This window comes from Weizmannia sp. FSL K6-3076, from assembly GCF_038007245.1.
Taxonomy (GTDB): domain Bacteria; phylum Bacillota; class Bacilli; order Bacillales; family Bacillaceae_C; genus Weizmannia; species Weizmannia faecalis.
In genome coordinates, this window is record NZ_JBBOWU010000001.1 from 428,997 (window position 1) to 442,176 (window position 13,180).

The following is a 13,180-nucleotide window of genomic DNA, read 5'->3' on the forward strand; positions in this document are numbered from 1 at the left end:
CCTGACTAAACATCGACAGATCAGAGAGGATAATCATGATTGAAATTCACAAAAAAATTCGTGAGCTAAGGTTACAAAAAGGACTGACTCTAAAACAATTAAGCGAAAAGACTAATTTAACCATTGGTTTTCTTTCACAAGTTGAAAGAGGGACATCTTCACTTGCCATTACTTCTCTAAAAAAAATTGCAGATAGCTTGGGCGTGGAAATTTCGTACTTTTTCAACCCGACCATCACAGCGCATTATGCCGTAAAGAAGGAGAACCAGAAAACTTTTACAGTGGAAGGGAATGCAACAAAATATATCCGGTTAAGCGGAAACTTTCACAATCGAAATTTGGAGTGTATGCTTGTCACGCTGCAGCCATTTCAAAAAGATGATCAGACATTCAGCCATATGGGCGAGGAGTTTTATTATGTTTTAAAAGGTGAAGTGATATTTAAAATTGACAACAATGAATACCACCTTATGGCAGGTGAATCCATTCACTTTCCTTCTGAAAAAACCCATCAGTGGGAAAATCCGACAGGCGAGGAAACAGTTCTTATAAGTGTATTAACTCCGGTTCTTTTTTAAGAATTGGAGATTTCAATATACCTTTGAAAGGAGCGTTCATATTTTATGAAAGTTGCAACGGATATTGGGGGTACGTTCACAGATCTTGTATACGTCAATGACAGAGGGGATTTAGGTATTGCAAAAAGCCATACGACGCCGCCAAATTTTGAACAAGGTGTAATGGACGTTATACAGCAAGCCGGAATAGAACCGGACGCCATCAAGACATTCATTCATGGAACAACCGTCATTATTAATGCACTGACAGAAAGGAAAGGAGCTAAGACAGGCCTTATCACGACAAAGGGATTCAGAGATGTATTAGAGATTGCGCGCGGGAACAGGCCTGATCTTTATAATGTAAGGTATCAAAAACCAACGCCGTTTGTTGAGAGATATCTAAGAAAAGAAGTAGAGGAGAGGTTAAATTATAAGGGAGAAGAATTAACACCGCTTAATAAAAATGAAATCAAAGAAATTGTAGATTTTTTTAAGAAAGAAAAAGTTGAGGCCATTGCAGTATCTTTTCTGCATTCTTACGCGAATCCAGTCCACGAACAAGAAACGGTGGCGTATATTAAAGCATTATGGCCTGAAGTATTTGTAACAGCTTCCCATGAAATCACAAAGGAATGGCGGGAGTACGAAAGAACAAATACCGCTGTTTTCAATGCATATGTAAAACCAATTGCGACCTCTTATGTGAACAAACTGGATGAAAAACAAAAAAGAAGCAATAACTATATTATGCAATCAAATGGCGGGACGACTACTTTTGAAAACGCCAAAAATATTCCCATCCATATTGTAGAATCCGGCCCTGTTGCAGGCATATTCGGGGCGGCTGTCCTTGGTAATATACTGGGCGAAAAAAATATCATCGCATTTGATGTTGGTGGGACTACAGCAAAGTGTTCACTGATCGAAAATGGTGAAGTAAAAGTTTCAACAGACTATTATATTGAGCGTGATGACCGGCATGCCGGCTATCCAATTAAAACGCCTGTTGTGGATATTGTAGAAATCGGGAATGGCGGGGGATCGATCGCCTGGATAGATGATGCTGGATCTCTTAAAGTAGGGCCTAAGTCTGCTGGTGCTTTGCCGGGTCCTGTTGCTTACGGGCAGGGCGGTACAGAGCCAACAACGACCGATGCAAATTTATTAACCGGAAGACTTTCACCAAAGAATTTTGATTATACTGTAAATATGGACAAGGTCAAAGATGCGATTGAAACTAAAATTGCAAACTATTTTAATATCAGTGCAGAAGAAGCAGCACTCGGGATTATTCGAATTGCCAATTCTAACATGCTCAATGCTTTAAAGTTGATTTCTATACGCAAAGGATATAATCCGCGGGAATTTTCATTAATTGCTTTTGGCGGAGGAGGATCTATGCACGCTGCTGCCCTGGCAAAAGAGCTTGGGGTAAAGAAAGTCATTATTCCGGTCGCTTCATCCGTTTTTTCTGCATGGGGGATGTTAATGACGGATTTAAGGCATGACTATATTCAAACTTACATTACACGCTTAACTGATTTAGATCCGGCTGTCATTAATCGTGAATGGGAGAACCTGGAAAACAATGCTTATCATGAGTTTCTTTATGAAGATGTTAAGAAATCTTCTGTCATGTTTACGAGATTTTTAGACATGAGATATTTGGGGCAGGAGCATACAGTAAAAGTGCCAGTACCGAATGGACGTTGGAATAAAGAAACCTTGGAAACCATCATTCAAAGTTTTCATGAATTGCATGAAAAAACTTATACTTTCAAGTTGGAAAATGCAGAAACGGAAATTGTGAATCTGCATCTGACTGCAGTGGGGATTGTAGAGAAGCCTGAATTAGAAAAAGAACATCGTGATGGTGAAGTAAAAGATGCCATCAAAGAAGTACGCCCGGTTTATTTTGAGGATACGGGTTGGGTGCAAACTGATATTTATGATCGGGATAAGCTGCCGACTTTAAAGACGGTAACGGGACCGGCCATTGTAGAAGAAAAGGCTTCTGTCACAGTGCTTTACGAAGGCCAAACGCTGGTTGTCGATGAATATGGAAACCTTATTCTTGAAATAGGAGTGGAGTAACATGATCACTACATCCAAAAAAATTGACCCATTTACGTTGGAAATTGTAAAAGATTCTTTGCTTGCCATTGGAGATGAAATGTTTATAGCGCTGGCGAGAACTTCCATGAGTCCTATTGTATACGAAGTTCTTGACTATGCCAGCGGTTTAACCGATGCGAAAGGCAACCTTCTAACACAAGGAAACGGAGCAACCGGATTTATTGGCATGCTAACCTTTATGGTTAAGGAGACGTTAAATAAATTTGGAGAACAGGATTTAAACCCCGGTGATATTATCATTATTAACGATCCTTATAAGGGCGGGGGTTCGCATTTATCCGATGTCGGCCTCGTCATGCCGATTTTTTACAACGATAAGCTCATTGCATTTTCTGCGAATAAAGCGCACTGGACCGAGGTGGGCGGGAAGGATCCCGGTTCCTTCACAAATGATTCAACTGAAATTTTTCAAGAGGGCTTGCAATTTCCTTGTGTAAAGCTTTTTGAAAAGGGACGAGTCAATCAGGCTGTTGTTGATATGATTGAATCAAATGTGCGCTTTCCCGACTTGTCACTGGGGGATATGTGGGCACAAGTGGCGGCTTTGAAAACCGGAGAAAGGCGTGTTAGGGAGCTTTGCCAAAAACATGGCGAGGAGACTGTGTTGGCTTCAATTGAGCACTACTTGGACCATGGCGAGCAGCTATCCCGGCTCGAATTAAGCCAGTTGCCGAAAGGGACTTTTGAAGCTGAAGATCTCATTGATACAGACGGCATTGGGAACGGCCCCTTTAAAGTAAAAGTAAAGGTGACGATTACTGACGATGAGTTTATTTGTGACTTCAGAGGAAGCCATCCGCAAGTTCCAGGGCCGGTTAACTGCTCGTTAACGGCATTAACTTCTGCGGTCAGGGTCATTTTTCTGGCGGTTACCAATCCATCCCAGGATATTAACGACGGTGTGTTTCGTCCTTTAAAAATTCTTACGGACAAAAAATCTATCTTATCTGCAGAGAGGCCGGTTCCGGTTTCTAATTATTTTGAGTCTATGATTATGGGGGCTGACTTAATATGGAAGGCACTCGCACCGCATTTGCCTGACAGGTTATCGGCCGGCCATTTAACTTCTGTTTGCGCAGTTACGCTTTCTGGCATTCATCCCGATTCAAAAGAACCATTTTTAATTGTTGAGCCTTCAGTTGGAGGATGGGGTGCCGCCAAAGGGGCAGATGGTGCCAGCGGCCAGTTTTGTCTTGGGGATGGTGAAACTTATAATGTACCGGTGGAGGTAGCTGAGACAAGATATGGCGTTCTTGTTGACGAATACCGTTTGCGTAATGATGGTGGTGGAGCCGGAGAATATATCGGGGGGAGAGGCGTCATTCGTTCTTACCGGGCGCTCTCGGACGGCCAGACAGCAACGATTACTTACGGCAGGCACATAACGCCTCCTTGGGGGATGAATGGCGGAGAAAACGGGTCGGTTAACCAATTTTATGTTGAAAAAGCAAATGGGGATATTGATGGCCCGTATGGTTGCTACCCGAGATATCCATTGCAAAAAAATGATGTTGTAAAATTAATGACTGCAACCGGCGGCGGGTATGGAAATCCGTTAAAACGGCCGGCGCAAAAGGTTATCCAGGATGTAAAAAATGAATATATCTCAATCGAAGAAGCAGAGCAAGTTTTTGGTGTCCGTGTACAGTTCTGAAGAGTAAATTCATCAATTTTTAGATGTTTTATGATAAAATGACTTATCCACATTTAGAAAATTTTTCCATCTATTTTTTCTGCTTTCAAAGTCAAAAAGAGCCGAATTTGCAAATTTCTTTTTTAAAATTGTGGATAACTTCAAAAAAACCTTTTTTTACATCACATCCTTTGCTATAATATAACCATTAAGTAAACCTTACTTGTATTGGCTTACTTAAATGGGTGAAATCCTCGTCTGTTAAAATGCGTGTCCGAAACGATTCCAACAGATTTGAGGATTTTTCTTTTGCCGTTTTTTTGAGTGCTTTTAAGATTGACGAACCTTTTTCAAACAGCTGTCTAATAATATCTGTTATTTGAACTAATAAATAATGATTTTTCATGGCTGTGTAGTTTTGGCTATTGGCATGTTCTATATTGTAACGATTATTTTTTTGTTCGTTAAATCCTTGATTTTCAATCTTCCAGCGGCTTCTTCCTGCAGCGATGAGTCGTTCCACGTTCTTTTTCGTGATTTTAATATCCGTTATAAATACATACTCTTTCGATTTCCCATCCTCTGTTTTCATTGTGGCCTCCATCAGATTGACCGTTCTGTCTTTGTAGGCAATATCATTCACCCAAACTAATGAATTCTGATCCTTACTTTGTTCCAGCTCTTTTATTGCCCTAAACTCCGTCGAGATACTTTTAATTCTCCCTTCCTTAAATCTGCATATATATTTCCATTTGTGCGCCCTGCACAGATTAAATACCGTTTCACATGCATAGAGACTATCTCCCAAGATACAAATCGGTAGTCTTTTAAATATTTTTTTTATTTTCTTTGCCAGCCTGTCGAAGGCTTTTAATTCACAATCTTGCTTAGAAACATTTTCTGATTCATTTTCGATAAATTCGGAGGCAATACTGAAGACCATATCCCCCACGACAAGCTTGGCTTCAAGTACATGGTGCATATAAAGTACGTTCGTTTCTCCTGTTTCTTTATTTGTATATGCCCGTCTCAGGCAGTGTTTACAATGTTTCTCATGAAAGGTGTGTAATCCAGTTCCATCAATGATGACACCCCAGTACTTTCCTTCAATTCGATAAGACTCGAGAGACCTTTTTTTCAATAATTCTTTAATCATATACGTTCTAATTTTTTCTAATTCATTTACATCTAAGCCAGATAAAAAGTCGTTAATTGTATCATAATGTGGAAGTTCTTCAAGAGAATCTAAGCCTAACACCTTCCCTACATTTTTAATACATTCTTCTTTATTAAAACTCTCACTCATGTTTCTCATGGATTTTAGGCCGGTCATATTTTTCAACATCATCGTAAATAAAAGGACCTCTGGACCATAAGTGATATAGCTTTGATGTCGGTGGTCTGCTACCTTTTTTAGGTTATTCATCAGGTCTTTGAAAAAATGCTTCTGAATTTTAAGGAACTCGAAAAAATAATTTGCTTCTTTTTCACGATTTCTTTTTTCTTTTCTAGTAACCAAAATAAAAACCCCCTCAAAACAGCCAAGTTTAATTAGGGCTTGCTGAACGAATCAAATTTTAGCTTGTATTCGACTTGTCACTAAGCCATACCAAAATATTCGTCCAGCAAGCTCTAATTATTTAAATTATTACATATTTAGCCGCATTTTTGGGGGGGAATAGTTAAATTATCACGAAAAATTTTTACTCCTCAGAGCTGGTCCGTGTAAACCCGGTTACTTTTGAATATGAAGAAACAGAAACACGAAAAGCATTTGGTAAATGATTTTGAAGCTTCCAACATGAAAATTCAGAAGGGGAAAAACGAGCAATCATGAAAGTGAAATGATTGCTCGTTAATATACCGGGTACTTAAAGGGGGATTTATATTGGAGGATACAAAAAACAAAGGATCTGTTGCGACTGATGAGGCATTGATCTCGGTTCCCTTGTCTCAAAGGCAAAATTGGCTTACGCCAGCCATGATTTTTGGAGGGTTGGAGTTTACCATCCCGGTTTTGATGATTGGCGCCCAATTGACCTCTTCCTACAGTTTAGGAAAAATATTTTGGATTTTGGTTGTTGCTCTTGTCCTGTTTCAGTGGATTGGCAACACGATACAAGGGTATATAGGGGCAAAAACAGGCAGGGCATCCTCTGTCATTGCGCGATCCAGTTTTGGAGCAGTCCAGGCCCGTTTTATCGTTGGTTTAACCATTTTTATTGTCTCGTTAGGATGGTGGGCACTACAGACTGCGGTCGCAGGAAACGCCATTTCTGCGATGGTTCATGTAAATTACGAAAAAGATTGGGGAATGTGGGCAGTGATTACAGTCATTGCGGGATTCATTTTTGCTATCCCCTCAATTATTGGTTACTCATCCATGAAGTGGACAGATTATATTGCGGTACCGGCCGGCCTATTGCTGGTTGTCGGCTGTATCTTCTATGCATTGAGAAATACCGGCTGGCATGAAATGATCAACTGGAGCCCGGCAAATTCAAGTATTGGTTTTCTTGCAGCTGTCAGCCTTGTAATTGGCGTCAATGTTTCTCAATGGGTCATTGCTTCAGATTACACAAGATATGCAAAACCGAGTTGGAAGGATAATTTTCTTATTCCATTGGGCATCATTGCAGTCGGGTTTCCTCTGTTTTTTGTAGGTTCCATTATGTCGGTAGGCGTTGGAAATGCCGACATTGTAAATGTCATGATGAAGTTGGGATTTCCTTTTTGGGGCTTTTTGATTCTTTGGCTGGCAACATGGACCAGCCAACTTGTAAATAACTACAGTATGGGATTAGCGCTGGCAAATATGTTAAATATTAATTCCGGAAAAGGCAGGGCTATTTTGACTTTTATTGGAACGATCATTGCGATCATCATTGCACTGGCAGGGATACTGGATTATTTTACAGATTTCCTGTATATGACTGCCCTGGTCTATCCTGCGATTGGCGGAGTCATGATGTCTGACTTTTTCATCGTAAGAAAGCAGCAATGGGAAGATAATAAAGGATGGAACTGGATGGCAACCATTGCTTTAGTGATTGGTGGATTGATTGGATATTTAACGCAATATGTTTATCCATTCGGGTTACCGGCTGTGCAATCCTTAATCGCATCCGGGGTCATTTATGTGATTGCGATGAAAATAAAGGCGGCGGTAAAACCGGACCATTTTACGTCGTCATTATTCAGTCAAAATCCTGAGACGCCTGAACCGCAAAGTGATATTCCGACTTTATAAATTTTAAAGAGGTACAAATCTCGCTCTGTTGAGAAGAGATTGTGCCTTTTTTCTTTGAAAAACAGCCTCAATAAAACTGCAATGTACAACAGTATAAAAAGCAAAAAAATTATGTTACGATATTTTTAAAGAAAAATGATTTTAAAAATGATCTGTCTTTTTGAGCGAAGTAAGGAGGGTGCTTGATGAAGAAAGAAAAGGTAACCGATTATTTAAGAAAGGCAACCGAAAACTTTTCATTTCATGATGATTTGGATTTAAGCCCGTTTGAAACGAATGAAATCGCGGCATTTTTCTCTTCCAAGCGCACGACCATCAGCCGCATTTTAAATCAGGGAGTTAAAGAAGGCGAATTGATTAAAATAAATACCCGGCCGGTTTATTTTCTCCACAAACGTACCTTTGAGAAAAATTTTGGAAAGTTAAAAGGAAGCGTGTTCAAAAGTTTTCAAGCATTAAGCGAATATATACTGGAAGACTCTGCTGAGATGATTTTCCGGAGGTTAATTGGTTACGATAAAAGCCTAAAAGAAGTATTGGAACAAATGAAAACAGCTATTTTTTATCCTGATAACGGATTGCCGATCATGTTGCTTGGCCCGACCGGCATAGGGAAAACTTATTTGGCCCGGTTAATGTATGAATATACGAAAGCAAAAAAACGGATCAAACAGGATGCCCCTTTTTACGTGTTCAATTGTGCACAATATGCCAATAACCCGGAACTGTTGACCAGTTATTTATTTGGCCATGTAAAAGGTGCCTACACAGGGGCGGATAAAGACAAGGCCGGTTTATTGGAGAGGGCGGATGAAGGCATACTATTTTTGGATGAGGCGCATCGGTTGAATAGGGAGGGACAGGAAAAACTTTTTACCTTTATGGATCAGGGGATTTTTTACCGGCTGGGGGACACGGAAATTGCACGGAAAGCTAAAGTGAGGCTCGTCTTCGCGACAACCGAAAAAACAAGCAGTTTTTTGGAAACGTTTTTGCGGAGAATCCCGATAAAAGTCTATGTCCCCAGTTTGGATGAAAGGGGACCTTTTGAAAAAAGTCAGCTGATTGAACATTTTTTTATGGAGGAGAGCCAGCTTTTTCAGTTGCCGATTGAAGTCAGCCACCAGACATTGGATGCACTTAATAAATATCATTATGAGGGAAATATTGGTGAATGCAAAAATATGATTAAGTACACATGTGGTTGTGCTTATGCCAAAGCAGCAAAAGGATCGGACAAGATAAAGGTCACGCTGCAGGATCTTCCAAAAGAAATGCTAAAAAATGTACCGCAATTGTTTCACCATTTTACAGCCAATGAAGGGAATGTGATATTCTTTTCGGGGCGTAAACAATCCGTCGGGGAAATGAACGAGCTGGCAATTGATAAAATCAGACATACGTTCAAGAATTGCTTAAAATATTACCAAAAGGTGAAAGAAGGAAATATTGAGGAACAAGTTGCCAATCAAAAAATGTGTGAGGATATCACTGTATTGCTGGATCAATTGATATTTACCAGGCCAGATGACAATATCAATATCATGATGGGATTCACATTGCAGACCATGCAGGAATTTTTCAGGTACTTGGAAACGAATCACCATATTAAGTATGAAGGCAACAATGTGTATGCTTTGTCATCCTATTTGTTTTTTAAAACCGGGCTCCTCGCCTTAAACCATCAGGATGAAGTGCTTTCCGAACAATTGCTGGACGATGTGAAGCAGCGTTACAAGAAGGAATATCAGATTGTTTTGATGGTTAAAACGTTTATTGAAAACAGAATAGAGTTTCAATTAGGCAACGAGGACATCATTATAATGACGTTGTTTCTTTCAACAACGAAAATCTCCCATGATGAAAGCAGGATAAAAGCGATGGTCATTGCACACGGTTATGCAACAGCCAGCAGTATCGCAAATGTGTGCAACAGAATATTGGGTGTGAATGTTTTTGATTCACTTGATATGGAGATCGAAGCAACGACAGATGATATTATTGAAAAGTTGCGCCATTATCTCGAAATCAATGAGACGAACAACGGCCTGATTATTTTTGTTGACATGGGATCGTTGAATCAAATTCAAAATCAAATCCAGGAATATATAGATGGGCCACTGTTGTTTATTGACCAGGTGACGACAATGCCTGTGCTGGAAGTGGGACATTGCCTGATGAAAGGGAATACCATTCATGAAATTGCGGAGCATATGCAAATTTTAGAAAGGCCGAAAGTGAACCTGCTCCATCCGAAAAAGAAAAAAGCATATGCCATTGTTACTTCATGTTTTACAGGAATTGGAACTGCCATGCAAATTCAGAAACTATTAGAGAAGAGTATTAAGGACTTTTTGGAAGTGCACATTGTTGCCCACGACTTTGACAGACTTAAAAAGAATGGGATGAATGAAGCCCCTTTTCAACTATACGATGTGCTGGCAATTGTGGGGACAGCCAATCCCGGGATTAATGGGGTGAATTTTATTTCATTGGAAGATATTATTTCAGGCAAAGGCGAAAATGATGTTTTTCGTATATTTGGCAAAATCGCAGAGCCTGATATTATCCGACGGGTAAATGACAATATTATCCTGAATTTTTCTCTGAACAAAGTGATTGAATCCTTAACCATACTGGATACTGAAAAATTAATTAAGAATGTTGAAAAGAGTATCATCCAGCTTGAAAAACAGATGAACAGAAATTTTTCCAATGATAAAAAAATTGCACTCTATGTTCATATCAGCTGCATGGTTGAAAGATTGATCCGCTTGAGCCCGATTACGGAATATCCTGACCAGGACTTATTTGAACAGGCGCACACTCGCGAGATTCATGCGATTAAAAGTGCGCTTAGTGTGCTCGAGGATGATTATTGTGTGCAATTAAACATTCCTGAAATCGGTTATATATTCAATATTATGAATGGATAGACCCTTTGTTATAAAGGTTTATGGGCATTTGGAAAACCAATGCAAAAAGCATGTCACTAAGTTGGCATGCTTTTTGCATTTTTAAAGATTAGAAAAATCATTGAAAAACTTTTGAAATGGGGATTGGCTGTATGAGACAATTTTTATTTGCTACACACGGAGATCTATCTAAATCTTTTATAGATGCTGTTTCGTTGATAGTCGGAGATACTTCAAATGTTTCATATTTTCAAATGACCAAAAATAAATCCGGCGATTCGGCGAAAGATGAATTAAGAAAGATATTAAAAAACAAAAAGGAGGAGGATCAATTTATTGTATTGACGGATATGTTTGGTGGAAGTGTCTGTAACATCTGCACGGAATTGCTGATGGAACTGCAAAATTTTGAGTTGCTGACGGGTGTGAACCTGCCCATGACTTTGACGGTACTGCTGGCTGGTGAAGATACCAGTACAGAAGATCTGATTTCTCAAGGCTTACAGGCAGGAAAAGATGGAATCGTGCATTTGAATCAGTTGTTAGCATCACAGAAAGGAAGTGCCAACGATGATCTCTTTAGTGAGAATTGACGACCGTTTGCTTCACGGCCAGGTTGCTTATGGGTGGACATCATCATTAGGCGTGAATGTCATCCTGGTTGTAAATGATGAAGCCAAAAATGATCAAATGAAAGCGATGGCGCTGAATCTGGCAAAGCCGAACCAAGTCAAACTGTATATTCGCGGAGTGGAGGAATCCGGCGAAATTGTCCGGAAATTTGCCGAGGCAAAAAAAAGCAAAGTACTTGTTTTGGTCAAAAACTCCGCAGATGCACTTTCATTGGCCCAAGGTTCCGGCGGGGCGATTCATTCGGTCAATGTCGGCGGAATGCGCTATTCAGAAGGAAAACTTAAGTTAACAGATTTAGTGGCAGTAGATCAACAGGACTTGGAAAACTTTAAGAAAATGCAGGAACTCGGAGTGGAACTGGAATTCCGGTTATTGCCACGCGACAAGAAGAAAACATTGAGTGACTTGCTCAAAAACTAATGTGATTGGGGGTTGGGTTGGATGCTGATCGATGCATTAATGTTGGGGATTGTTGCCGGCATCGGAATCTTGGATGGGCGTATTTTCGGAGTCATGATGCTGGAACGCCCGCTTGTGACAGGATTATTGGTTGGCCTAGTATTGGGCGATGTAAAGAGCGGCATTATGATTGGTGCGCAATTAGAGTTGATTTGGATGGGAATTGCTGGCATCGGCGCCTCAACGCCACCGGATGTCGTCACAGGCGGTGTGCTTGGCACAGCATTTGCCATTTTGTCGGGACATGGCGTAGCTGTTGCACTGGCACTTGCGGTTCCAATTGCAGTACTGGCACAATCGCTTGGCGTGCTGGTACGGATTATGAACGGTTACTTCCTTCACAAGGCCGATAAGTATGCCGAAGATGCCAACTTTCGCGGCGTCACTTTGATGATGTGGGTCCCGCCAATTCTGTTTTTCTTAAGTGTTTTTCTTCCAACCTTCCTGGCGATTCTGATGGGGGCAAAGGAGGTAACAGCCTTAATCAATGCGGTGCCGAAAACCATTTTGGATGGTTTAACCATTGCAGGGAATTTGCTGCCTGCAATCGGGTTTGCATTGTTATTGGATATGTTGTTCTCAAAAAAAATGGTGGTCTTTTTCTTCCTCGGTTTTCTCGCGGCTTCTTATTTAAAATTGGATATTACGGCGATTGCTCTATTTGGCACTTGTCTCGCCATTATTATCTATGTTGTGATGAACCGTGATGAAAAAAGCAGCAACACCCAGGCCGGCCCAAATGACTTCGATAACTTAACGGAAGGAGAGATTGACTTTGAGTGAAGCCAAAATAACCAAAAAAGAACTCCGTCAAGTTTTTTGGAGATCGTTTGCCTTGCAAGGGGCCTTTAACTATGAAAGAATGCAGAACTTAGGTTATACGTACGCCATGATCCCGGTCATCCGGAAATTATACCGGAATCATGATGAACAGGTATCAGCATTAAAGCGGCACTTGGAAATGTTTAATACAACCCCTGTTGTGGCTCCGGCAATCATGGGCATCTCCGCAGCGATGGAAGAGCAGAATGCCAATGACCCGAATTTTGACGAAACTTCCATTAATGCGGTCAAGGCATCGTTAATGGGCCCTTTAGCTGGTATAGGTGATTCCCTGTTTTGGGGCACATTCAGGGTCATCGCGGCCGGAATTGGCATCTCTTTTGCGCAACAGGGAAATATTCTCGGGCCGATTTTGTTTTTCCTTTTGTACAACATTCCAAACTTTTTAGTAAAAATTTTCGGCCTGCAATTCGGATACCAGGTTGGCGTAAATTCTCTGGAAAGAATCCAGAAGCAGGGGCTGATGGACCGCATCATGTCCATTACCACCACGATCGGTCTTGTTGTCGTCGGCGGAATGGTTGCAACGATGTTAAATGTTACGACTCCCCTGAAATTCGATATAAATGGGGCGAAGGTTGTCATCCAGGATATATTGGACAAAATCCTGCCCAATATGTTGCCGCTTCTTGTAACATTTATAATTTATTATTTGATGAAAAAGAAAGTGAGCATTACATGGCTGACAGTCGGCATCCTGATAGCGGGCATCCTGCTTCACTGGGTTAAAATATTATAAATATGAAAGGAA

The 13,180-nt window shown here is 40.6% G+C and carries 10 protein-coding genes; 9 read left to right on the top strand and 1 reads right to left on the bottom strand.

Annotated features, from left to right (window positions below; all coding sequences use genetic code 11):
* Positions 1-35: 35 nt before the first annotated feature.
* The 3 genes from NSS95_RS01990 to NSS95_RS02000 are packed head-to-tail and all read left to right on the top strand — an operon-like array spanning position 36 to position 4,350.
* Positions 36-578, top strand: a complete 543-nt coding sequence (locus NSS95_RS01990) for a helix-turn-helix domain-containing protein (RefSeq protein WP_014096197.1) — start codon at positions 36-38, stop codon at positions 576-578.
* Positions 579-623: 45 nt separating this feature from the next.
* On the top strand, positions 624-2,654 hold the full coding sequence (locus tag NSS95_RS01995) for a hydantoinase/oxoprolinase family protein (RefSeq protein WP_285957727.1): 2,031 nt from the start codon (positions 624-626) through the stop codon (positions 2,652-2,654).
* Between the two features lies 1 nt (position 2,655).
* Positions 2,656-4,350, top strand: coding sequence for a hydantoinase B/oxoprolinase family protein (locus NSS95_RS02000; protein ID WP_340713752.1), 1,695 nt, complete (start codon positions 2,656-2,658; stop codon positions 4,348-4,350).
* Positions 4,351-4,537: 187 nt separating this feature from the next.
* Here NSS95_RS02000 and NSS95_RS02005 read toward each other — a convergent pair whose 3' ends face one another.
* Positions 4,538-5,848: a transposase family protein gene (locus NSS95_RS02005; protein WP_014096263.1), complete on the bottom strand. Its 1,311-nt coding sequence runs from the start codon at positions 5,846-5,848 to the stop codon at positions 4,538-4,540.
* A gap of 369 nt (positions 5,849-6,217) precedes the next feature.
* On the opposite strand from NSS95_RS02005, the gene NSS95_RS02010 reads away from it, so the two are divergent.
* The 6 genes from NSS95_RS02010 to NSS95_RS02035 all read left to right on the top strand — a co-directional run bounded on the left by NSS95_RS02010 (position 6,218) and on the right by NSS95_RS02035 (position 13,168).
* Positions 6,218-7,579 (top strand): purine-cytosine permease family protein, encoded by a 1,362-nt coding sequence (locus tag NSS95_RS02010; protein WP_014096194.1) that lies wholly within the window; start codon positions 6,218-6,220, stop codon positions 7,577-7,579.
* Positions 7,580-7,764: 185 nt separating this feature from the next.
* Entirely contained in the window at positions 7,765-10,515 is a 2,751-nt protein-coding gene (locus tag NSS95_RS02015; protein WP_046721424.1) for a sigma 54-interacting transcriptional regulator, read from the top strand.
* A gap of 131 nt (positions 10,516-10,646) precedes the next feature.
* Positions 10,647-11,087, top strand: coding sequence for a PTS sugar transporter subunit IIA (locus tag NSS95_RS02020; protein ID WP_014096188.1), 441 nt, complete (start codon positions 10,647-10,649; stop codon positions 11,085-11,087).
* On the top strand, positions 11,065-11,547 hold the full coding sequence (locus NSS95_RS02025) for a PTS sugar transporter subunit IIB (RefSeq protein ID WP_014096187.1): 483 nt from the start codon (positions 11,065-11,067) through the stop codon (positions 11,545-11,547). The genes NSS95_RS02020 and NSS95_RS02025 overlap by 23 nt, the downstream gene beginning before the upstream one ends.
* Before the next feature lie 21 nt (positions 11,548-11,568).
* Positions 11,569-12,369, top strand: a complete 801-nt coding sequence (locus NSS95_RS02030; protein ID WP_014096186.1) for a PTS mannose/fructose/sorbose/N-acetylgalactosamine transporter subunit IIC — start codon at positions 11,569-11,571, stop codon at positions 12,367-12,369.
* On the top strand, positions 12,362-13,168 hold the full coding sequence (locus NSS95_RS02035) for a PTS system mannose/fructose/sorbose family transporter subunit IID (protein WP_014096185.1): 807 nt from the start codon (positions 12,362-12,364) through the stop codon (positions 13,166-13,168). Before NSS95_RS02030 ends, NSS95_RS02035 begins: the two co-directional genes overlap by 8 nt.
* Positions 13,169-13,180: the final 12 nt, after the last annotated feature.

Bases quoted from the DNA above. Each gene is read 5' to 3' on its own strand.
- NSS95_RS02030 (WP_014096186.1), top strand. From the start codon at position 11,569: ATGCTGATCGATGCATTAATGTTGGGGATTGTTGCCGGCATCGGAATC.
- NSS95_RS02020 (WP_014096188.1), top strand. From the start codon at position 10,647: ATGAGACAATTTTTATTTGCTACACACGGAGATCTATCTAAATCTTTT.
- NSS95_RS02015 (WP_046721424.1), top strand. From the start codon at position 7,765: ATGAAGAAAGAAAAGGTAACCGATTATTTAAGAAAGGCAACCGAAAAC.
- NSS95_RS01995 (WP_285957727.1), top strand. From the start codon at position 624: ATGAAAGTTGCAACGGATATTGGGGGTACGTTCACAGATCTTGTATAC.
- NSS95_RS02025 (WP_014096187.1), top strand. From the start codon at position 11,065: ATGATCTCTTTAGTGAGAATTGACGACCGTTTGCTTCACGGCCAGGTT.
- NSS95_RS01990 (WP_014096197.1), top strand. From the start codon at position 36: ATGATTGAAATTCACAAAAAAATTCGTGAGCTAAGGTTACAAAAAGGA.
- NSS95_RS02000 (WP_340713752.1), top strand. From the start codon at position 2,656: ATGATCACTACATCCAAAAAAATTGACCCATTTACGTTGGAAATTGTA.